The organism is Nocardioides ungokensis (assembly GCF_013466985.1).
Classification (GTDB): domain Bacteria; phylum Actinomycetota; class Actinomycetes; order Propionibacteriales; family Nocardioidaceae; genus Nocardioides; species Nocardioides ungokensis.
The window spans coordinates 3,047,373-3,067,445 of the sequence record NZ_CP059164.1 but is presented as its reverse complement, the minus strand read 5'-3'; the positions used below and the strand labels follow the sequence as shown (position 1 = coordinate 3,067,445).

At 70.7% G+C, this 20,073-nt stretch carries 22 protein-coding genes, 1 pseudogene and 1 riboswitch; of the genes and pseudogenes, 14 read left to right on the top strand and 9 right to left on the bottom strand.

What is annotated here, in order from left to right; genetic code table 11:
* Window positions 1–2: 2 nt before the first annotated feature.
* Entirely contained in the window at window positions 3–236 is a 234-nt protein-coding gene (locus H0S67_RS15125) for a sulfurtransferase TusA family protein (RefSeq protein WP_246354770.1), read from the bottom strand.
* A complete protein-coding gene (locus tag H0S67_RS15120) occupies window positions 236–1,405 on the bottom strand; it encodes a cysteine desulfurase family protein (RefSeq protein ID WP_180933720.1) in 1,170 nt (389 codons plus the stop codon). Before H0S67_RS15120 ends, H0S67_RS15125 begins: the two co-directional genes overlap by 1 nt.
* Window positions 1,406–1,521: 116 nt before the next feature.
* On the opposite strand from H0S67_RS15120, the gene ctaC reads away from it, so the two are divergent.
* The 4 genes from ctaC (at window position 1,522) to H0S67_RS15100 (ending at window position 5,958) form a co-directional block, all read left to right on the top strand.
* A complete protein-coding gene (gene ctaC, locus H0S67_RS15115; RefSeq protein WP_180933719.1) occupies window positions 1,522–2,445 on the top strand; it encodes an aa3-type cytochrome oxidase subunit II in 924 nt (307 codons plus the stop codon).
* Window positions 2,442–4,202, top strand: coding sequence for an aa3-type cytochrome oxidase subunit I (gene ctaD / locus H0S67_RS15110; RefSeq protein WP_180933718.1), 1,761 nt, complete (start codon window positions 2,442–2,444; stop codon window positions 4,200–4,202). Before ctaC ends, ctaD begins: the two co-directional genes overlap by 4 nt.
* A complete protein-coding gene (locus tag H0S67_RS15105) occupies window positions 4,202–4,600 on the top strand; it encodes a cytochrome c oxidase subunit 4 (RefSeq protein ID WP_180933717.1) in 399 nt (132 codons plus the stop codon). The genes ctaD and H0S67_RS15105 overlap by 1 nt, the downstream gene beginning before the upstream one ends.
* A 122-nt stretch (window positions 4,601–4,722) precedes the next feature.
* A complete protein-coding gene (locus H0S67_RS15100; RefSeq protein ID WP_180933716.1) occupies window positions 4,723–5,958 on the top strand; it encodes a L,D-transpeptidase in 1,236 nt (411 codons plus the stop codon).
* A gap of 571 nt (window positions 5,959–6,529) precedes the next feature.
* On the opposite strand, the gene qcrB is transcribed toward H0S67_RS15100, so the two are convergent.
* The 4 genes and pseudogenes from qcrB to ctaE form a co-directional block, all read right to left on the bottom strand.
* Window positions 6,530–8,272 carry a cytochrome bc1 complex cytochrome b subunit gene (gene qcrB, locus H0S67_RS15095; RefSeq protein ID WP_246354769.1) on the bottom strand — a complete coding sequence of 581 codons (1,743 nt, stop codon included), beginning with the start codon at window positions 8,270–8,272 and terminating at the stop codon, window positions 6,530–6,532.
* Window positions 8,269–9,321 carry a cytochrome bc1 complex Rieske iron-sulfur subunit gene (gene qcrA / locus H0S67_RS15090; protein ID WP_180933715.1) on the bottom strand — a complete coding sequence of 351 codons (1,053 nt, stop codon included), beginning with the start codon at window positions 9,319–9,321 and terminating at the stop codon, window positions 8,269–8,271. The genes qcrB and qcrA overlap by 4 nt, the downstream gene beginning before the upstream one ends.
* Window positions 9,318–10,185: pseudogene (qcrC, locus tag H0S67_RS15085) on the bottom strand (cytochrome bc1 complex diheme cytochrome c subunit). The gene qcrA and the pseudogene qcrC overlap by 4 nt, the downstream one beginning before the upstream one ends.
* 54 nt (window positions 10,186–10,239) lie before the next feature.
* Window positions 10,240–10,890: an aa3-type cytochrome oxidase subunit III gene (ctaE, locus tag H0S67_RS15080; RefSeq protein WP_180933714.1), complete on the bottom strand. Its 651-nt coding sequence runs from the start codon at window positions 10,888–10,890 to the stop codon at window positions 10,240–10,242.
* Between the two features lie 66 nt (window positions 10,891–10,956).
* Here ctaE and H0S67_RS15075 point away from each other — a divergent pair, with 66 nt between their 5' ends.
* The 5 genes from H0S67_RS15075 (at window position 10,957) to H0S67_RS15060 (ending at window position 13,977) form a co-directional block, all read left to right on the top strand.
* On the top strand, window positions 10,957–11,931 hold the full coding sequence (locus H0S67_RS15075; RefSeq protein ID WP_246354768.1) for a cytochrome c oxidase assembly protein: 975 nt from the start codon (window positions 10,957–10,959) through the stop codon (window positions 11,929–11,931).
* A 10-nt stretch (window positions 11,932–11,941) separates the two neighbouring features.
* Entirely contained in the window at window positions 11,942–12,364 is a 423-nt protein-coding gene (locus tag H0S67_RS15070) for an Rv3143 family two-component system response regulator (RefSeq protein WP_180933713.1), read from the top strand.
* Between the two features lie 117 nt (window positions 12,365–12,481).
* The gene (locus H0S67_RS28275; RefSeq protein WP_425489819.1) at window positions 12,482–12,733 is read left to right on the top strand and encodes a hypothetical protein; all 252 of its coding nucleotides are present in this window, start codon (window positions 12,482–12,484) and stop codon (window positions 12,731–12,733) included.
* Window positions 12,691–13,434, top strand: coding sequence for an anthranilate phosphoribosyltransferase (trpD, locus tag H0S67_RS15065; RefSeq protein ID WP_425489818.1), 744 nt, complete (start codon window positions 12,691–12,693; stop codon window positions 13,432–13,434). The genes H0S67_RS28275 and trpD overlap by 43 nt, the downstream gene beginning before the upstream one ends.
* Before the next feature lie 39 nt (window positions 13,435–13,473).
* Window positions 13,474–13,977 (top strand): OsmC family protein, encoded by a 504-nt coding sequence (locus tag H0S67_RS15060; protein WP_180933712.1) that lies wholly within the window; start codon window positions 13,474–13,476, stop codon window positions 13,975–13,977.
* A 21-nt stretch (window positions 13,978–13,998) separates the two neighbouring features.
* Here H0S67_RS15060 and H0S67_RS25515 read toward each other — a convergent pair whose 3' ends face one another.
* A complete protein-coding gene (locus H0S67_RS25515; RefSeq protein ID WP_246354767.1) occupies window positions 13,999–14,283 on the bottom strand; it encodes a hypothetical protein in 285 nt (94 codons plus the stop codon).
* Window positions 14,284–14,318: 35 nt separating this feature from the next.
* On the opposite strand from H0S67_RS25515, the gene H0S67_RS25510 reads away from it, so the two are divergent.
* Window positions 14,319–14,570 carry a hypothetical protein gene (locus H0S67_RS25510; protein WP_246354766.1) on the top strand — a complete coding sequence of 84 codons (252 nt, stop codon included), beginning with the start codon at window positions 14,319–14,321 and terminating at the stop codon, window positions 14,568–14,570.
* A gap of 57 nt (window positions 14,571–14,627) precedes the next feature.
* Here H0S67_RS25510 and H0S67_RS15050 read toward each other — a convergent pair whose 3' ends face one another.
* Together H0S67_RS15050 and H0S67_RS15045 are read right to left on the bottom strand one after the other, a co-directional pair.
* Window positions 14,628–14,906 carry an Lrp/AsnC family transcriptional regulator gene (locus H0S67_RS15050; RefSeq protein WP_180933711.1) on the bottom strand — a complete coding sequence of 93 codons (279 nt, stop codon included), beginning with the start codon at window positions 14,904–14,906 and terminating at the stop codon, window positions 14,628–14,630.
* 31 nt (window positions 14,907–14,937) lie between these two features.
* Entirely contained in the window at window positions 14,938–16,719 is a 1,782-nt protein-coding gene (locus H0S67_RS15045; protein WP_180933710.1) for a DEDD exonuclease domain-containing protein, read from the bottom strand.
* Between the two features lie 92 nt (window positions 16,720–16,811).
* Between H0S67_RS15045 and H0S67_RS15040 the strand changes: the two genes are divergently transcribed.
* From H0S67_RS15040 to H0S67_RS15025, 4 genes are all read left to right on the top strand, one after another.
* Window positions 16,812–17,066, top strand: a complete 255-nt coding sequence (locus H0S67_RS15040) for a hypothetical protein (protein WP_180933709.1) — start codon at window positions 16,812–16,814, stop codon at window positions 17,064–17,066.
* 11 nt (window positions 17,067–17,077) lie between these two features.
* Complete coding sequence (locus tag H0S67_RS15035) at window positions 17,078–18,373, top strand: NYN domain-containing protein (protein ID WP_180933708.1); 1,296 nt, start codon at window positions 17,078–17,080, stop codon at window positions 18,371–18,373.
* 87 nt (window positions 18,374–18,460) lie between these two features.
* Window positions 18,461–18,667, top strand: a complete 207-nt coding sequence (locus H0S67_RS15030; RefSeq protein WP_180933707.1) for a hypothetical protein — start codon at window positions 18,461–18,463, stop codon at window positions 18,665–18,667.
* A gap of 164 nt (window positions 18,668–18,831) precedes the next feature.
* Window positions 18,832–18,991: riboswitch (cyclic di-AMP (ydaO/yuaA leader) on the top strand.
* Between the two features lie 183 nt (window positions 18,992–19,174).
* Window positions 19,175–20,005 carry a C40 family peptidase gene (locus tag H0S67_RS15025; RefSeq protein ID WP_246354765.1) on the top strand — a complete coding sequence of 277 codons (831 nt, stop codon included), beginning with the start codon at window positions 19,175–19,177 and terminating at the stop codon, window positions 20,003–20,005.
* Window positions 20,006–20,073: the final 68 nt, after the last annotated feature.

Sequence of the window (20,073 nt, the reverse complement as noted above, 5' to 3'; positions counted from 1 at the left end):
GGTCAGCTGGTCCGGCGCACGACGTAGCGCGGGGTGCCGTCGTCGGCGGTGTCCTCGCCGACGTACTCCTGCCCGCGCATCCGGCACCAGGCCGGGACGTCCGCCCGGGCCGCGACGTCCGTGGCGAGCACCGCGACGGTGCCGCCGATCGGCACCTCCGCGAGGCGCCGGCCCAGCTCGATGACCGGCATCGGGCAGAGCATCCCGCGGCAGTCGAGCTCGAGGTCGGCGTCCACTAGAGACCCACCTCGGCGCGGATCCCGCGCACGACCTCGGGCAGCGCCGCCAGGAACCCCTCCACCTCGGCCTCGGTGGTGTCCCGGGTCAGCGAGACCCGCACGTTCCCGTGCGTGAGCACGCCCATCGCCGCGAGCACGTGGCTGGGCTCCAGGGTCGAGGCGGTGCAGGCCGACCCGCTCGCCACCCCGAAGCCGCGTCGGTCGAGCTCGGTGACCAGCGCCTCGCCGTCGACGTAGAGGCAGGAGAAGGTCACCAGGTGGGGGAGCCGGTCGCCGGGGTCGCCGACCACCTCGACGTCGGGGATCCGGGCCACTCGCTGCCGGATCCGGTCCACGAGGGCCGACTGCCTCGCCCCCAACTCCTCCCTCTCCGCGACCACGGCCTGCAGGGCGGCTGCCGCGGCCAGCGCTGCCGGGACGTTCTCGAAACCGCTGGCCCGCTCGTCGACCCGGTCGTCGCCGGGGAACGGGCTCTGCCACCGCACCCCCTTGCGCACCAGCAGGACACCCACCCCGGCGGGCCCGCCCCACTTGTGCGCCGAGGCGGCGGCCGTCGACCAGCCTGCGGGCAGCGGCAGCCGGCCGGCCGAGGCGCAGGCGTCGACGAAGAGGGGTACGCCGTCCAGACGGCCGCCGATCTCGGCCACCGGCTGGAGCGTCCCCACCTCGTGGTTGGCCGCCTGCACCGCCACGGCGGACACCCCGCCGGCGGAGGCGGCCTCGACGACGTCGTCGACGGAGACCCGGCCCAGACGGTCGACCGGGACCAGCGTCGTGGTGACACCCCGTCCGGCCACCCACTCCGTGGCGTGCAGGACGGCCGAGTGCTCGACGGCCGACGCGACGACGGTGCCGCCACCCTGCGGCCGGGCCGCCAGGAGGCCGAGCAGCCCGCGGTGGACGGCGTCGGTACCGGAGGCGGTGAAGGTGACCTCGTCGCGCCGCACGCCCAGGCACCCGGCGACGACCTCCCGCGCGTTGTCCAGCATCAGCCGCGCCGACCGGGCCGGCCCGTGCAGGCGGCGCGGGTCGGCGTACCCCTGGTCGAGCGCAGCGAGCAGGATCTCGCGGGCGGCGGGGTGCAGCGGCTCGGACGAGGCCGAGTCGAGGTAGGCGGGGGAGACCGGCCCCGGACCGGGCCCGGACGTCCCCGAGGCATTTGTCACACCCCGAACCTAGTCGACACGACGGGTGCTCCGGCGGGGGTGCCCCGGGGGATCACGCAGGGTGCCATTCCGCTAGTGTTCGGCCTATCCGTGATCGTTGAGAGAGAGGCTCGTTCGTGGGTCTGCAACTCCCCAAGCGTGCGGCCGGGAACCTGCGCCGGGTGGCCCTGCTGGCCGCGCTGGGCACCAGCCTGTTGCTGCTCAGCAGCTGCTCATCAGAGACCGAGGGCGAGTGGAAGCGGCTGGCCATGCCGGACCCCGCGTCCGAGCAGGGGGTACACATCCTCCGGCTCTGGCAGGGAGCCTGGATCGCCGCGCTGATCACCGGCGCCATCGTGTGGGCGCTCATCTTCTACGTCTGCTTCCGGTACTACCGCCGCAGCGACGATGAGATCCCGATCCAGACGCGCTACAACCTGCCGCTCGAGATCTTCTACACGATCGCCCCCATCATCATGGTGATCGTCTTCTTCCAGCACACCGTCCAGGTGCAGAACGAGGTCCTGGACGACAGCCTCCCGGTGGACAACACCATCGAGGTCACCGGGCAGCAGTGGTCGTGGACCTTCAACTACGGCGTCGGCCCCATGGACGCGGCGGCCAACGACGACCCGGCCGACCAGAAGTACCCGTACTCGGACTACGTCTACGACGGGGGCACCGGCTCCTACATCCCGACGCTGGTCCTGCCGGTCCACCAGGTGACGCGGTTCAACCTGCACTCGCCGGACGTGATCCACGACTTCGGCATCCCCGGGTTCCTGATGAAGATGGACATCATCCCGGGGCGGGTGAACCACTACGAGATCACGCCCACCCGCATCGGCGACTACGAGGGCAAGTGCTACGAGCTCTGCGGTGTCTACCACTCGCGGATGCTCTTCAAGGTCAAGGTCGTCAGCGAAGCCGATTACCAGAAGTACATCTCGGACCTCCAGGCCGCGGGCCACGAGTCCCAGCTGCCGCTGATCGGTGGGTCTGACGCCTACACCCAGGCCGGACTGGGGTCCGGCACCGAGTCCGACGGAGGCGCGCAGTGACCGCGACAGCTGCACACCCGACGACCGTCACTGGTCGCAAGACCCTTGGCCAGCAGGTCGTCCGGGTGCTCACCACCACCGATCACAAGCTGATCGGCAAGCTCTACCTCGGGACCTCGTTCGCGTGGTTCCTCGTCGGTGGCGTCATGGCGCTGCTGATCCGGTCGGAGCTGGCCTACCCGGGCATGCAGATCGTCAACGACGAGCTCTACAACCAGCTCTTCACGATGCACGGCACGATCATGCTGCTGCTGTTCGCGACGCCGCTGTTCTTCGGGTTCGGCAACGTGATCATGCCGCTCCAGATCGGGTCGCCGGACGTCGCGTTCCCGCGCCTGAACATGTTCAGCTACTGGCTGTTCCTCTTCGGCGGCCTGATCGCCGCCTCGGGCTTCCTCACCCCGCAGGGTGCGGCCGACTTCGGCTGGTTCGCCTACACGCCGCTCTCGGACGCCGTCCGGTCGCCGGGTGTGGGTGGCGACCTGTGGATCATGGGCCTGTGGATGGCCGGTCTGGGCACGATCCTGGGTGCGGTCAACTTCATCACCACGATCATCTGCATGCGCGCGCCCGGCATGACCATGTTCCGGATGCCGATCTTCGTCTGGAACACCCTGGTCACCAGCCTCCTGGTGCTCATCGCCTTCCCGGTGCTCGCCGGCGCGCTGCTCTCGCTCGAGGCCGATCGCCAGCTCGGTGCCCACGTCTTCGACGCGGCCCACGGCGGCGCCATCTTGTGGCAGCACCTGTTCTGGTTCTTCGGCCACCCGGAGGTCTACATCATCGCGCTGCCGTTCTTCGGCATCGTGACCGAGATCCTCCCGGTGTTCAGCCGCAAGCCGATCTTCGGCTACGTCGGCCTGGTCGGGGCCACGCTCGGCATCGCGATCCTCTCGGTCGCCGTCTGGGCGCACCACATGTTCGTCACCGGCGCCGTGGACCTGCCGTTCTTCTCCGGCATGACGTTCCTGATCGCGGTGCCGACCGGTGTGAAGTTCTTCAACTGGATCGGCACGATGTGGGGCGGGTCCATCTCGTTCGACACACCGATGCTGTGGTCGGTCGGCTTCCTCACGACGTTCCTCTTCGGTGGCCTGACCGGCATCATCCTGGCCAGCCCGCCGCTGGACTTCCACGTCTCGGACTCCTACTTCGTGGTCGCCCACTTCCACTACGTGGTGTTCGGCACGGTGGTGTTCGCGATGTTCGCCGGCTTCTACTACTGGTGGCCGAAGATGACCGGCCGGATGCTCGACGAGCGCCTCGGCAAGCTGCACTTCTGGCTGCTGTTCGTCGGCTTCCACACGACGTTCCTGGTGCAGCACTGGCTGGGTGTCGAGGGCATGCCCCGGCGCTACGCCGACTACCTGCCCCAGGACGGGTTCACCACGCTCAACCAGGTGTCCACCGTCGGCGCCTTCCTGCTGGCCAGCTCCACGCTGCCGTTCCTCTACAACGTCTACATCTCGCGCCGGGCACCCCTGGTCGAGACCGACGACCCGTGGGGCTGGGGCCGCTCCCTGGAGTGGGCCACGTCGTGCCCGCCGCCGCGCCACAACTTCGTGACGATCCCGCGGATCCGCTCGGAGTCGCCCGCCTTCGACCTGCACCACCCCGAGGTGGCGGCGATCGAGCTCGAGCAGAACGAGGCCGCCCGCGAAGGTGACCTCGCCGACGCGCCGGACATGGAAGGTCGCCACGAGCACGTGCACGGCACCGACACCGATCCCCGCAACCCGGGGGAGGGGAACGCCTGATGAAGTCCGAGGCCTGGATCTTCGGTATCTGCACCGTCTTCTTCGTCCTGGTGAGCCCGGCGTACTGGCTCATCGCGGGTGACTGGACGGGCACCTCCGCCCTCACCATGACCACGCTGCTCTCGGCGATGGTCACGATGTACCTCGGCTTCCACGCCAACAAGATGGACCCCCGTCCGGAGGACCGCAAGGACGCCGAGATCGCCGACGGAGCCGGCGAGCTGGGCTTCTTCCCGCCGTACTCCTGGTGGCCGCTGTGGTGCGGCGCCACCCTGGGCGTGTGCGTCTTCGGCGTCGCGGCCGGTGCCTGGTGGCTGTTCATCATCGGGGTCGCCCTGGGCGCCCTGGCGCTGTCCGGATGGATCTTCGAGTACTACCGCGGCGAGCACGCTCACTAGAGCCACTCCCGCCCCGCCGGGTCCCGCGTGAGCGTTCACACGCCGCGCGGGATCCGTGGTTTGCGGGGTCAGCGGTTACGCTGGTAGCGCCGTCCGATCCGTCTTCACGGGGGAGTCCCTGCATGTCCAAGAGTCGTTTCCGCACCCGCCTGCAGGGCGGGCGCCTGCGCCGTGGCCTGGCCGGTGCGACGACCCTGGTCCTCGCGAGCCTGGCCCTGGCGGCCTGCCAGACGGATTCCCCGGGCTCGGACTCGTCGTCTGCGGACCCCGGTAGTCCCTCCTCCAGCGCCCCGGCGCCGGACCCGGTCGTGCTGAAGACCAGCGTCGGTCCCGGTGCCAAGGCGGTCCCCGTCGACCAGGTGATCAAGGTGTCGGCCCGTGGCGGCCAGCTGGACTCGGTGAAGGTCGGGTCCAAGGCCGGGCCCCTCGCCGGCAAGATCGGCCCCAGCCACCGCTGGGTGGCCAGCGGTCGCCTCGAGCCCGGTATGGACTACCTCGTGCGAGCCACCGCCACCCGGAGCGACGGCAAGCAGGTCACGAAGCTCTCGCGCTTCCACACCCAGAACCTCACCCTCGACCAGCAGACCTTCGCGTCCGTGGCCCCGCTGAACGGCGAGACCGTGGGAGTGGGGATGCCCGTCATCGTCACCTTCGACGTCCCCGTCACCGACAAGGCCTCGATCGAGAAGCACATGTCGGTCACGGCCACGCCCCGCCAGGCGGGCTCGTGGCACTGGATCAGCGACACCGAGGTGCACTGGCGCCCGAAGACCTACTGGAAGGCCGGCTCCGACGTCTCCGTGAACGTGGACGTCAACTCGGTCCCGGCAGGCGCGGGCATCTACGGCCAGGAGAGCCGACAGGTCGACTTCCACATCGGTGACGCCCACATCTACAAGGTGAACGCCCAGAGCGACCAGATGCAGGTCTTCTCCAACGGCAAGCTCCTGCGCACGGTCCCGATCACGACCGGGAAGCCGGGCTTCACCACCCGCTCCGGCACGAAGGTGATCATCGAGAAGTTCGCCTCGAAGCGGATGAACTCCGAGACCATCGGGATCAAGAAGAACAGCCCGGACTACTACAACATCGGCGACGTGAAGTACGCCATGCGCGTGACCTACTCCGGTGAGTTCCTCCACGCGGCACCGTGGTCGGTGGCCGACCAGGGACACTCCAACGTCTCCCACGGCTGCACCGGCATGAGCACGGAGAACGCGCACTGGCTCTACAACATGTCGCTGCGCGGTGACGTCGTCCAGTACACCGGCACCGACCGGCCGATGACGCTCACCAACGGGTACGGCGACTGGAACGAGTCGTTCGCGACCTACCGCGCCGGCTCCGCCCTCCACTGACCCGAGCCTTCACCTCGGCCCGGCCGGCCCGGCACGGTCGACCGCGCCCTCTGGCCGCGCAGGTGGTGCGTGGGCGACGGTTCGGTGGTGGGGTCGGTTGTGAGCTCACCGTCTCGCTCGTACCCGTGATGGGACAGCACTCGGGTCCGGCTCTGACCGGTTGCGGGCGTGCCCGCTGGATCGCACGCCGGGTCTGTGCCCCTCCGGGGGAGGGGCACGAGCCTCCCGGCGGTCCAGGGGCGCCATGCAGCCGCCCACGCATGTGGCGCCGGGAACACAGTCACGGGCGATCCGGGGCCCGCTTGTCGGCCAGACGTCTGGTGGTCTCGGCCGTAGTGCTGGCTGACCGGCGTAGGAGTACCCGGTCAGCCGGGGAGTCCTGCGACGTACGGCAGCCGAGGCCGGGGGGTTGTCGGCCGGGTCTGGTGGTTGTCGGCCGGAGAGCTGGCTGACAACCAAAGGAGTACCCGGTCAGCCGGGGATTCCTGCGTCGCCACGGACCGGGTGGAAACGACGACGGCCCGCCGGGACCGGGGTCCGGGCGGGCCGTCGTGTGTGTGGTGCGTCTGGCTCAGTGCGAGCGGAGGTGCTCCTCGTCGACGAGGTGGTGTCCGTCGAACTGGTGCCCGTCGGCCGCGTGGTCGAGGCCGGCCTGGAGCTCGTTCTCGTGCTCGACGTGGTGGTGCGCCTCCTCGAGCTCCTCCTGGGTCGGCTTCTGCACGTTGTCGGCGTACATCAGCGTCTGCAGCTTGGACTTGACCTTGGCGCTCCGCGAGCCGGGGGTCGGGACGCCGTTGGCATCCGTCTCGGCCTCCAGGGCCGGGACCTCGTCGCGCTGGCGAGCCGTCATCGTGTAGGCCCGGGCGTCGGAGATCGGCAGGTGCCGCTCGCTGTAGCCGCCCTCGGGGGACCGCATGATGATGCCGGTCTCGTAGCCGTGCAGCAGCGTCTCGTTGTCGTGACGCTGGAGCGAGATGCACCAGCGGCGCGTGATGAAGAACGCGATCGCAGGGCCGATGAAGACCGCAGCACGCATGAAGTACGTGATCTGGTTGATGCTGGCGTGCAGCTTGATGGCGATGATGTCGTTGCCGCCGGCCGCCCACATCAGGCCGTAGAAGGTCATCAGCGAGACCATCACGGCAGTCCGGGTCGGGGCGTTGCGCGGCCGCTCCAGCAGGTGGTGGTCGCGCTTGTCACCGGTGACCCAGGACTCGATGAACGGCAGCATCAGCAGGATGGTGAACATCAGGCCGGGCAGCACGATGATCGGCAGGAAGACGTTGAACGGGAACGTGTGGCCGAAGATCCCGAACTCCCAGCCGGGCATGATCCGCAGCGCGCCGTCGGGCCAGCCCATGTACCAGTCGGGCTGGGAGCCCGCGGTCACCTTGGTCGGGTCGTAGGGGCCGAACTTCCACACCGGGTTGATCGACAGCAGGCCACCCATGAGCGCGGTGACGCCGAAGACGATGAAGAAGAACCCGCCGGCCTTGGCGGCGTACACGGGCAGCATCGGGAAGCCGACGACGTTCTGCTCGGTGCGGCCGGGGCCGGGCCACTGCGTGTGCTTGTGGTAGACGAGCAGCAGCATGTGGGCGGCGATCAGGGCCAGCAGGAGGCCCGGGATCAGCAGCACGTGGATGGTGAAGAGGCGCGGGATGATCGCATCACCCGGGAACTCGCCATCGAAGAGGAAGAACGACAGGTAGCTGCCAACCAGCGGGATCGACTTCATGAAGCCGTCCGCGGCGCGGATACCGGTGCCGGAGAGCAGATCGTCGGGCAGCGAGTAGCCGGTGAAGCCCTCGAGGGTGCCCAGGAGCAGCAGGCAGCCGATGACCCAGTTGAGCTCGCGGGGCTTGCGGAACGCACCCGTGAAGTAGACGCGCAGCAGGTGGATCATCATCGCGGCGATGAAGACCATCGCGGCCCAGTGGTGCATCTGGCGCATGAGCAGGCCGCCGCGCACGTCGAAGGACAGCTTGAGGGCCGAGTTGTAGGCCTCGGAGACCGTCACGCCGCGCAGCGGGTCGTAGGAGCCCTGGTAGGTGACCTCACCCATGCTCGGGGTGAACCACAGGGTCAGGAACACGCCGGAGAGCAGGAGCACGACGAAGCTCCACAGCGCGATCTCACCGAGCATGAACGACCAGTGGTCGGGGAAGACCTTGCGCAGGTTCTTCTTCATGGCGGTGGCCAGGCCGAGGCGGTCGTCCGCCCAGGCCGCTGCGGCGCCGGCCTTGCTCGGCTTCTTGGCGGTGGCGGCGGTGGTGGTGTTGCTCGCGGCCACCTTGCTGGTGTCGATGCTCACGACGGGTCACGCTCCCAGAAACTCGGTCCCACGGGTTCGGTGAAGTCACTCTGGGCGATCAGGTAGCCATCACTATCCACTGCCAGCGGCAGTTGTGGAAGGGCGTGGCCGGCGGGCCCGAAGATCACCTTGCCGGAGTCGGTCAGGTCGAAGGTCGACTGGTGGCAGGGGCAGAGCAGGTGGTGGGTCGTCCGCTCGTTCAGCGAGATCGGGCAGCCCACGTGGGTGCAGATCTTGGAGTAGCAGACGATGCCGTTGACCGACCAGTTGAGCGTCTGCTCGGAGACGATCTCCTCGGGCAGCATGCGGTTGAGGATCACCGCGGCCTTGACCTTCTGCTGCTGCAGCTCGACGCCCTCGATCTCCGGGTAGCCGTTCTCCTGGGTGGGGAACAGCGCCTCCGGGAGGGCGTTCACGAGGTCGCCGAGCTCGAGGTCGGAGACCTTGATCGGGGTGCCGACGACGTCGCGGACCACGCGCATGCCCCGGCGCCAGATGGTGTGGTTCAGCTTGTCGCCGGGCAGCGGGCCGAGGTCGCGCAGCATCACGATCGCGGGCAGGGCGAGGATCCCCACGGCGCCCAGCAGCGTGTTGCGGACCAGTGGCCGGCGGCCGATGCCGGACTCCTCGAGGCCGGCGTTCAGCGCGGCGAGGGTCGCCTCGCGGTCCTCGTCGGGGGACCTGGCGGGGTGGCGGTACTCGACGATCTCCTGGTCGCCCATGAGCTTGCGCGCCCACTGGATGATGCCGATGCCGATGAAGAGCAGCGCACCGCCGAGGAAGACTCCCAGCGCGACGTTGGAGGCGCCGAGGCCGCCGATCGTGTTCCAGTCGCTGCCGACGTGGAAGGCGAAGTAGGAGACCATGAACAGGATCGCGCAGAGGATCGAGAGCCCGAACATCGCAGCGACCTGGCGCTCGGCACGCTTCTCGGCCTTCGGGTCGACGTCGGTCGGACGCCAGACGTGCGGCGGGAGACCAGGGTTGGCGATCGGCTCGTCCTCGAACGTCGAGGGGACGAGGTCGTCGTGGGAGTTCTGGTCGCTCACGCTTCCACCTTCTTCTTGGTCGAGCGCGTGGTGTGGGCGGCGATCCAGACGGCGAAGCCGACCAGGGAGCCGAGGCCCACGAGCCACGCGAACAGGCCCTCGCTCACGGGGCCGAGGCCGCCGAGGCCGAAGCCGCCGTAGCCGGGCGCCTCGTTGAGGGAGCCGAGGTAGGCGATGACGTCACGCTTCTCCTCGGGGGAGAGGTCTCCGTTGGAGAAGCTGTCCATGGCCTGGGGCCGGTCAGCATGGCCTCGTAGATGTACTTGGGGTCGACGCCGCGGATCTTGGGCGCGTAGCCACCGCGGGCATGGCGCCGCCGGAGCCCTCGAAGTTGTGGCAGGCGGTGCAGTTGGTGAGGAAGATCTGGCCACCACGGACGATCGCGGCCTGGCGCTCCTCGTCGCTCATGCCCGCGGTGCTGTAGTCGCTCGCGGTGGGCACGGACGGGCCGGGACCGAGCGAGGCGACGTACGCCGCGAGCTGGGCGATCTCCTCGTCGTTGTAGACCGGCTTCTTGCGCGGCGCCTGCGCGCCGGGCTGGGCCATCGGCATGCGGCCGGTGCCGACCTGGAAGTCGACCGCCGCGGCGCCGACACCGACGAGCGAGGGGCCGATCTGGTTGCCGTTCTCGGTCCGCACGCCCTCGCCGTTCTGCCCGTGGCAGAAGGCGCAGCCGACGAGGAAGAGCTGGCGACCGGCCGCGACCTGGTCGGTGGAGCTCTGGGTCTGGTCAGCCTGGGCGGGCGCGAACGCGGCGTACAGGGAGCCGGTCATCATCAGCCCGAGCAGCACCACCACGAGCCCGGCGAGCGGTCCGCGGCGATGGCGTGAGAGTCGACCGGCGGAGCGGTTCAGGAGACGCACATTGAGTCCTTGCTGGGAGTCCTGGTGGGGTCCGACGTCATCAGTGGTTCGGAGCTACTGGATCAGGTAGATGGTCGCGAACAGACCGATCCACACGACGTCGACGAAGTGCCAGTAGTAGGAGACGACGATCGCGCTGACCGCCTGCTCGTGGGTGAACCTGCGCGCCATGAACGTGCGTCCGATCACGAACAGGAACGCGATGAGGCCGCCGGTGACGTGGAGGCCGTGGAAGCCGGTGGTGAGGTAGAACATGGTGCCGTAGGCCGAGTCCTGGATCGTGACGCCCTCCTTGACCAGCGAGGCGTACTCGGTGGCCTGGCCACCGATGAACACCGCACCCATCACGTAGGTGAGCACGAACCACTCGCGCAGGCCCCAGCCCTTGACGTTGAAGACCCGGCCGGTGCGACCGACCTGGCCGCGCTCGGCCGCGAAGACGCCGAGCTGGCAGGTCAGCGAGGACAGCACCAGGATCGTGGTGTTGACCGCCGCGAACGGGACGTTGAGCTTCTCGGTGTTGGCCGACCACAGGTCCGGGCTCACCGAGCGGATCGTGAAGTACGACGCGAACAGGGCCGCGAAGAACATCAGCTCGCTCGAGAGCCAGATGATCGTCCCGACGCTGACCATGCTCGGCCGGTCGTGGTGCCCGTGCAGTCGGGATGCCGGAATCGCGGTAGTTGCTGTCGCCACGGGCGCCATTATGTCGTGACCCGTCGAGGAGGGCACCCCACCCCCCTCCTGTTGCTGCGTCATATTCTTCACAACGTGCTGGTGTCCTCGTTCGTGCAGTCCTGGGACGCCGTGGCGACCCTTCCGCGGTTCACCCTGGGCAGGGTCGTGACGGAGTGGTCGCTGGAGCCGATCCCCTTCGTGATCACGGTCTGGGTGGCCGGCCTCTACCTGCTCGGCGTGCGCACGCTGCACCGCCGTGGGGACCGCTGGCCGCTGGGCCGGACCGTGTCCTTCGTGGGGGTCGGGATGGGGGCGTTCTACTTCGCGACGGCCTCCGGGCTGGGTGCCTACGACCTGACGCTGCTGAGCGTCCACATGGTTCAGCACATGATCCTCTCGATGCTGGTCCCGCTGGCCCTCGCGCTCGGAGCACCGGTCACGCTCGCGCTGCGCACGCTCCCGGCCCGCCCCCGGGCCTGGCTGCTCGTCGTCCTGCACTCGCGGGCGGCGAAGGTGCTGTCCTTCCCGCCGCTGACGCTCGCCCTCTACGTGGTCTCACCCTGGGCTCTCTACTTCTCGGGCTGGTACGACGCCTCGCTGCACTCGTCGTACGTCCACGAGATGATGCACCTGCACCTGGTGCTCGTCGGGTCGCTCTTCTTCTGGCCGCTCATGGGCATCGACCCGGTGCCCGGCCGGGTGGGCTACCCGGCCCGGATGCTGCTCGTGGTCCTGACGCTGCCGTTCCACGCCTTCCTCGGCGTCGCGATCATGAGCCAGGACTCCCTCATCGGCCACGACTGGTACCCGTCGCTGCACCACGGCCCGATGGCCGGCTGGCTGCCCGACCCGCTGGCCGACCAGCACCTGGCCGGCGGGATCCTCTGGGGCTCGGGCGACCTGATCGGCCTGGTGTTCTTCGGGGTGCTCTTCGCGCAGTGGGTGCGGTCGTCGATGAAGGAGGCCGCCCGTGAGGACCGGCGGCTGGACTTGCTCGAGGCACGGGCGGCGGCCCGGGCGGCCGCCGCGGGCGCGGCCAGCCCCGAGACGGCCGGTGGCGACCGGTAGCATCGCCGCCGTGAACGACTCGACCTCGACCCGGACCGCGCCGCTGAGGGTGCTCGTCTACAGCGACGACGTCAACACCCGCCAGCAGGTCATCCTCGCCCTCGGCCGCCGCCCGCACCCGGACCTCCCGGAGGTGGAGTACGTCGAGGTGGCGACCGAGCCGGTCGTGATCTCCAACATGGACGCGGGCTCCATCGACCTCGCGATCCTCGACGGGGAGGCCGTCCCGGCCGGAGGCATGGGGATCGCCAAGCAGCTCAAGGACGAGATCTACCGGTGCCCGCCCGTCGTGGTGCTGACCGGTCGGCCCCAGGACGCGTGGCTGGCGACCTGGTCGCGGGCCGAGGCCGCGGTGCCGCACCCGATCGACCCCATCCAGCTCGCCGAGACCGTGGTGACCCTGCTGCGCTCGCGCGTGCCCGCCACCACCTGATGACGCCGCTCGCGGCCCGGGGAGCGCGTCGATGACGGCCGCGTCGCCCAGCTGGCCGGGGTCCTCGGCACCCTCGTGGAGGGCGGCGACCTCAGTGCGGAGCAGGCTGGCTGGGCGATGGGGGAGATCCTCGCCGGTGACGCCACCCCTGCCCAGATCGCCGGGTTCGCGGTCGCCCTGCGTGCCAAGGGCGAGACGATCGACGAGGTCTCCGGCCTGGCGTCGACGATGCTCGCGCTGGCGGCCCCCATCTCGGTGCCCGGCCGCCTGCTCGACATCGTGGGGACCGGCATGGACCGCTCGATGTCGGTCAACACATCTCCACGATGGCCGCCTTGGTCGCTGCCGGAGCCGGAGCCCGCGTCGTGAAGCACGGCAACCGCTCCGCCTCGTCGAAGTCCGGCTCGGCCGACGTCCTGGAGGCGCTCGGCATCCGCCTCGACCTGCCCACGGAGCGGGTGGCCACCGTGGCCGAGGAGGCCGGCATCACGTTCTGCTTCTCCGCCGCCTTCCACCCCGCCATGCGCTACGCCGCCGTCCCGCGCCGCGAGCTCGGCATCGGGACGACCTTCAACTTCCTCGGGCCGCTGACCAACCCCGCCCGCCCGCAGGCGCAGGCGATCGGCTGCGCCGACCTGCGGATGGCGCCGGTGATGGCCGGGGTCTTCGCGCGTCGGGGCGTCGACGCGTGGGTGTTCCGCGGCGACGACGGGCTCGACGAGCTCACCACCACGACGACCTCCTCCGTGTGGGTGGTCCGCGACGGCGAGGTCACCACTGCGACCGTCGACCCGCGCGCCCACGGGATGGAGCTGAGCACGTCCGAGGCGCTGCGCGGGGACGACGCGGCGTACAACGCGGGCGTGGTGCGCCGGCTCCTCGAGGGCGAGACCGGCGCCGTGCGCGACGCGGTGCTCCTCAACGCTGGCGCCGCGCTTGCGGTGCACGGCGAGCCGGCGGCGCCGGTGGACGAGGCGCTGGCCGCGGGGCTGGAGCGGGCCCGCGAGTCGATCGACTCCGGCGCCGCGCGGCAGGCCCTCGACCGGTGGGTCGCGGCGACGGCCGGCTGACCCTTCCCCGCCCGGGGGATCGTGTGCTCGGATCGGGGCATGGATGCCACAGCGTTGCGCCTGGTCCAGGCGCCCCTGAAGGAGCGCTACCGGGCCGACCCGGATGCCGCGCAGGTCCCGCTGAGCGCCTCGGGTGACTTCCGCGACGACCGGATCACCTGCACGGTCGACGGCTGGGGCGGACCCGTCCGGTCGGGACTGCACCGTGCCACCGGCGGCGACGGGTCCGACGCCTGCTCGGGCGACCTGCTGCTCGAGGCGCTGGTGGCCTGCGCCGGGGTGACCTTCCGCAGCGTCGCGACGGCGTACGGGGTGGAGGTCGGAGAGGCCAGAGTGACGGCCGCGAGCACCTTCGACGCGCGCGGCACCCTCGGGCTGGACCGTTCGGTGCCGGTCGGGCTCGGCCCGATCGACCTGGTCGTCGAGGTCGACACGACCGCGGACGAGGAGACCCTGGACAAGCTCGCGAGGGCCACCGAGCGCTACTGCGTGGTGGGCCAGAGCCTCGCGGTCCCGCCCACCATCACCGTGCGGCGCCGCTGACCCGGATCAACTCCGTGACCCTCACAGGTCCAGGACCCAGGACCCTCCCTCGGGGCGGAAGCCGAGGCGGTCGTAGTAGGCGCCGACCATCTGTGGCGGCGTGACCACACGCGTGAACCCGTCGTCGCGCAGCACGTTGCTGCGGCGCCACACGAACTCGCCGGGGGAGAAGTCCCGGAACCGCGGCGTGACGTAGTCGAGCACGACCCGGGCCACGTCGCCCTCCGCGCGCAGCAGCACCACCCCGACGGTCTCGTCGCCGCGCAGGACGACGAAGGCGTGGCCCGTCTCGTCGGGGGGTCCCACAGGAAGTCGGGCTGGAACCGCAGGATGTCTGCCCCGTGCACGCGGAGCACGTGGCGGAGGTACTCGTCGTCCGCGCCGACCTCGACCACGGTGAAGGTGGCCTCGTCGTGGCGCTGGCCGACCAGGCGCACGATGAACCAGACGTTGATCACCGACAGCACGGCGTTCATGCCGACCATCGGCCACACGCCGATCAGCGCGTTGAAGACGATCAGGATCAGGCAGGCGACCAGGTTGAGCGTGCGGAACCGCAACACCCGTGCCTGCAGCAGGGAGAAGACCAGTAGGGCGCTCCCGCCCCAACCGAGGGCGTCGAGCCAGTGGTCACCGAGCCAGGCCACCGGTCAGTCGAGGCCGAGCGAGAACGCCGACTCGAGGTCGTGGCGCGAGTAGGCCCGGAAGGCGATGTGGGTCTCGGTCGAGGTGACGCCGGGAACCTTGTTGAGCTTGTCGGCGACCACGCTTGCGACGTCCTCGTGGTTGCGCACCCGGACCAGCGCGATCAGGTCGATCTGGCCCGTCACCGAGTAGACCTCGCTGACTCCCTCGAGGGCCGCGATGCCCTCAGCGACCTCGGGGATGCGAGCGACGTCGGCCTTGACGAAGACGATGGCGGTGATCACGGGGACAGGTTAGGGCATCGTCGGGGCGCTGCTACCGCACCGGCTGGTGCACGGGCGCGAGCCCGCGACGGTCGTCGAAGGGGACCAGGGACAGCCGGGACTGGTTGACCGCGTCGTGCACCGCGAGGTGTCGGGTGGCGCCCGCGACCGGGCAGGTCCACTCGCCGTCGACCTCGACGAGGCGGATCCCGTCGGACTCCAGCCAGCGCAGGATCTTCTCCGTCTCCTCCGCGGTCGCCGCGGGCACCGGGCCGGGGGCGCCGGCGACGGTCTCGGCGCTGGCCCTCAGCTCGGCGACGAACTGGTGGGCGTCGGCCCCGGGCGGGATGGCGCCGGCCGCCGCGAGGCGGCCGAAGCGGACCACGTGGACGGCCCAGCGCCCGTCGTCCTCGCGGCGCGCCGCCACCACCTCGGGGCACCGGGTGAGCGCGGAGAGCCGCTGGGTGCGGGCGGCGGCCCGCACGAACGCCGACAGCCGGTCGCGGTGGAGGCCCGCCTCCTCGAACCGCTCGTCGGCCGCCAGCGCGGCCATCCGGGCGTTGATCGACTCCACCACCTCGTCGGGGCGGCGCAGCAGGGTGTCGCGCAGCTGCCGCACCACCGCGGCGTACGTGGTGGCGTCCACGCTGCCGTCACACGGCGAGAGACAGCGACCCATTTCGGCGAGGACGCAGGGCGCGCGCGACGGCTCCCGCGACAGCCGGTCGGAGCACTGCCGCACCGGAAAGGTGTCGTGGAGGGCGGCCAGGCACTTCTCGGCCGTCTTCCTCGACGAGAAGGGGCCCAGGTAGTCGGCCTCGTCGTCGAGCACCCGCCGCACCAGCGACAGCCGCGGCCACGGCTCGCGTGTCAGCTTGAGGAAGTGGACCTTGGTGGGGTTGCGGGAGCGCCGGTTGTAGCGGGGCCGGTGCTCGGCGATGAGCCGCAGCTCGCGCACCTCGGCCTCGAGGGCGGTGGCGCACTCGATCCCATCGACGGTCGAGGCCAGCCCGACCATCTCGCCCATCCGCGAGCGCGTCTCGGAGGCGGTGAAGTAGGAGCGGACCCGGGTGCGCAGGTCGCGGGAGGTGCCGACGTAGAGGACCCGGGACCGGTCGTCGCGGAAGAGGTAGACGCCGGGCGAGTGGGGGAGCGCCTCGGCGAGGTGCCGCTTCTTGCGCTGCGCCGTGGTGACCCGGGAGGAGAAGGTCTGCAGCTCCTCCAGCGTGTGCACGCCCAGGCCGCCCAGCCGCTCCATCAGGCCGTGCAGCACGTCGACGGTGGCTCGCGCGTCGGAGAGGGCCCGGTGGTTGGGCGTCGTCGCGGAGTTGAACACCCGGGCCAGCGAGGAGAGCTTGCAGTTGGGGGCGTCGTCGCGGGTGATCACCCGACGGGCGAGCCGGGCGGTGTCGAGCACCTCGAAGCGCGGCCACGGCCGCCCCTGCTGCTCGGCGAAGTGCTTGAGGAACCCCACGTCGAACGGCGCGTTGTGGGCGACCAGCACGGTCCCCGCGGCGAACTCCAGGAACGCCGGCAGCGCCGACTCGATGGCGGGCGCGTCGGCGACCATCGTGTTGCTGATCCCGGTCAGGACCGCGATGAAGGCGGGGATCTCGGTGCGCGGGTTGACCAGGGTCTGGAACTCGCCGAGGACCTCCCCGCCGCGCACCTTCACGGCCCCGATCTCGGTGATCATCGACCCGGCCTGCGCCGACCCGCCCGTGGTCTCCAGGTCGACGACGCAGAACGTGATGTCGCGCAGGGGCCGCCCCAGCTCGTCGAAACTGCGTTGCGACTCCCACCGGGAAGGCGCACCCTGAACGGCGCTGCTCATGTCGTCGACGCTAGAGGCGAGCGCCGACAATCCGGACGCGCCGCGCGGACTAGAGTCGTGAGAGCACTGACACCTGACCCGACAGGAGCCCCGTGAGTACCGCGATCCCCGACGCAGGCCACCGCTGGCGCTGCTCCGGCTGCGGCAACCTCACGCGCTTCGACGTCACGCGCACCCGGCGGACGCGCGAGTTCTGGCACTTCGACCTCTCCGGTGAGCACCGGGTCGAGGAGATCGTGGTCGAGGCGGAGTCGGTGGCCGCGGTGGTCTGCCGCTGGTGCGGTCGCGACGACGCCGTCGAGGTCGTCGCGCGCGCCGAGGCCGTCGACGAGCCGGCGGGCGGCTGACGTTGACCGCCGTGTCCCAGCCCCCGCTCACGCTCGGCGGGTTGCCCGGTGCCGTGCGCACCCGCGTCGTGACCCTGACCGCCGACGTGCTCCCCGACGTGGTGCGCCTGCCCCCCGCCCTGCGCGGGGTGGCCGGCTTCGCCCCGCAGCGCCGCGCCCGGCTCGGTGCGGCGGCCATCTCGTCCGCCCTGGAGTCCGACGAGGAGTTTCGCGAGCGGGTCGGCACACAGGTCGCCGCCCGCACGTCGTACGACGTCGCCGCGCTCGAGCCGGAAGCAGCCGGCGAGCCGGGCGACGCCGTCGAGCTCGCGGCGGTGGCCTGGCTGAGCCGGCCCGAGGGCTGGGAGGACGTCGTGCGCGCCGCCTCCGAGCGCCTGCACGAGCGCCCCGAGGTGGCGGAGCGGGAGGCCGCGGAGCTGGCCCGGCTGCGCGACAAGCTCGCCGACGCCGAGCAGGCCCTGCGCGACCTGCGGACCCGGAGCCGGGCGCAGGCCGAGGAGTACAAGGCGGAGAACGCCTCGCTGCGTCGCAAGCTGGGGGAGTCGCGGGCCGCGGAGCGCGCCTCCCGCGACTCCGCGGCGGAGCAGGAGCGTCTGCTGGAGGAGGTCCGCGCCCAGGAGGCGGGGCGGTCGGCCGGGCAGGACAAGGAGCTGCGCAGGCTGCGGGACCGGGTCGCCCAGCTGGAGGCCGAGGCCGCGGCCGACCGGCGCGCGGCCCGCTCGGACCGCGACGAGGTCACCCTGCGCGCCCGGCTGCTCCTCGACACCGTCATCGACGCCGCCTCCGGGCTGCGCCGCGAGCTGGCCCTGCCCGGTGCGGACGGTGCGCCGGGGGACCGCGTCGAGAACGCCCTGGCGCAGGTCGCCGAGGCGCGCGCGGCGGGGGCGTCGGGTACGGCGTCCCCGGCTGCGCTGGAACGCGTGCTCGGCATGCCCCGCGCCCGGCTGATCGTCGACGGCTACAACGTCAGCAAGACCGCCTGGCCGACCTCGTCGCTGGAGGCCCAGCGGATCCGGCTGCTGGGCGGGCTGGCGCCGCTGGTGGCCCGGCTCGGTGTCGAGACGACCGTGGTCTTCGACGCCGCGGCGGCTTCCGCGCGCACCGTGGCCCCGGCACCCCGTGGGGTGAAGGTCGTGTTCAGCCCGGAGGGCGTCATCGCCGACGACGTGATCCGCGACCTGGTGGCCGCCGAGCCGCCCGGCCGGGTGGTCGTCGTGGTCAGCAGCGACCAGGAGGTCGCCGCCGACGTGACGCGCGCGGGGGCCCGCAGCCATCCCGCGGCGGCCCTGGTGGGCCTGCTGAGCTGACTCCGGGGCGCGCCTCCCGGACCGCGACACGCCGATTCGGGCCGTGCGCGGGCCGGACTGTCGGTGGCCGCTGGCAGCGTCCGGGACATGACGACGCGAATCGACTGCGACACCTGCGTGGTGCGTGGGCTGGCGTGCCACGACTGCGTGGTGACCGTGCTGCTGGGGCCGCCGCCCGAGCTGACCTTCGACGACGACGAGCGCCGCGCGCTCGACGTCCTGGCCGAGGGCGGCCTGGTCCCTCCGCTCCGGCTCGTGCAGGCCGTGGACGGCATCGAGATCGAGTCTGCGTGACCAGAGTGACGCGTGTGGCGTTTCCCCCGAAATGACCATGCACGTGGGCAAAAACACGACGAAACTTGGGGACGGAAGTTTGTTGACTCGCCGATCCCCCCACTAGTGTGTGGCGCTCAGGTGTCCGTGAACGTGGATCAGACCGGATCCACGCGGGCACCGCGTCGAGTTCCAGGCCGCCTCGGTGGTCTGGGAGCCGGGGAACCAACCCATCTGGGGTGAATCTCCTGCAAGGCGGTGGCACTCGTGCCACCGAGGAGCTGGAGTAGGGCCTGTCGTGCCCGAACCCGTCAGCTCACCCGGTAGGCGTACGACACGCAAGGGAGACCGCCCGCTCGTGCTGAACGGTCGGAAGCGCGCCATTTCGCGCCCATTCGGCGTCGTCCTGTCGGGACTGGCCCTCGCGGCCGTCGTCGGGGTCGTCCCTCGACCTCCACCCCCGCCCAGGCCGCGCCGAACATCGATGATGTCAAGAGCCGCGTCGACTCGCTCTACCACCAGGCCGAGGTGGCCTCGGAGCGCTACAACAACGCGAAGCTCGAGCTCAAGGAGCTGCGCCACGACATGGCGTCGCTGAAGGCCGACCAGCGCCGGCAGGACGATCGCCTCGGCGCGGTCCAGTCGGAGGTCAAGGACTCGATCGTCCGCCAGTACGAGGGGCAGAGCCTCTCCGCGGTGGGTCAGGTCGTCGTGTCCAAGGACCCCAAGGCCTTCCTCTCGCAGCTCTCGACCATGTCGGCCTTCGACGACATGCAGGGCCAGCTGTTCGACGACTACTCCTCCGAGCTCAAGGCGCTGGACATCCGCCGCCAGGCGACGGAGAAGCGTGCCGCCGAGGTCGCCGCGACCCAGAAGAAGCTGGCCGCGGAGAAGGCGACGATCGACAAGAAGTTCGCCGAGGCCAAGTCCCTGCTGGGCAAGCTCGAGGCCCAGCAGCGCGATGCGATCACCTCCCGCAGCACCACCCGTACGCCCAGCGTGCCGGCCTCCGGCAATGCGGCCGCCGCGGTCCAGTACGCCATGGCGCAGGTCGGCAAGGCCTACGTCTACGGCGCGGCCGGCCCGAACGCGTTCGACTGCTCCGGCCTGACGATGATGGCCTGGGCCCAGGCCGGTGTGGCGCTGCCGCACTCCTCGAGCGCCCAGTACAGCTCCGGCCCGCACATCGCGGAGTCCGACCTGCAGCCGGGTGACCTGGTGTTCTACTACAGCCCGATCAGCCACGTCGGCATGTACATCGGCAACGGCATGATCGTGAACGCCGAGAACCCCAGCGCCGGTGTGAAGGTGACGAGCCTGCACGAGATGCCGTACGTCGGCGCGGTCCGCCCTGGCTGACCCCGCCCGCGCGAAGGCCGGTCGCTCACTGTGGTGGGCGGCCGGCCTTTCGCTGTCCCTGATCCTGG

What these genes read in the sequence shown, in the direction of transcription:
- H0S67_RS15105 (WP_180933717.1), top strand. Translation starts at nt 4,202, where the DNA reads ATGAAGTCCGAGGCCTGGATCTTCGGTATCTGCACCGTCTTCTTCGTC.
- H0S67_RS15100 (WP_180933716.1), top strand. Translation starts at nt 4,723, where the DNA reads ATGTCCAAGAGTCGTTTCCGCACCCGCCTGCAGGGCGGGCGCCTGCGC.
- ctaE (WP_180933714.1), bottom strand. Translation starts at nt 10,890, where the DNA reads ATGGCGCCCGTGGCGACAGCAACTACCGCGATTCCGGCATCCCGACTG.
- H0S67_RS28275 (WP_425489819.1), top strand. Translation starts at nt 12,482, where the DNA reads ATGGGGGAGATCCTCGCCGGTGACGCCACCCCTGCCCAGATCGCCGGG.
- trpD (WP_425489818.1), top strand. Translation starts at nt 12,691, where the DNA reads ATGGCCGCCTTGGTCGCTGCCGGAGCCGGAGCCCGCGTCGTGAAGCAC.
- H0S67_RS15060 (WP_180933712.1), top strand. Translation starts at nt 13,474, where the DNA reads ATGGATGCCACAGCGTTGCGCCTGGTCCAGGCGCCCCTGAAGGAGCGC.
- H0S67_RS15045 (WP_180933710.1), bottom strand. Translation starts at nt 16,719, where the DNA reads ATGAGCAGCGCCGTTCAGGGTGCGCCTTCCCGGTGGGAGTCGCAACGC.
- H0S67_RS15030 (WP_180933707.1), top strand. Translation starts at nt 18,461, where the DNA reads ATGACGACGCGAATCGACTGCGACACCTGCGTGGTGCGTGGGCTGGCG.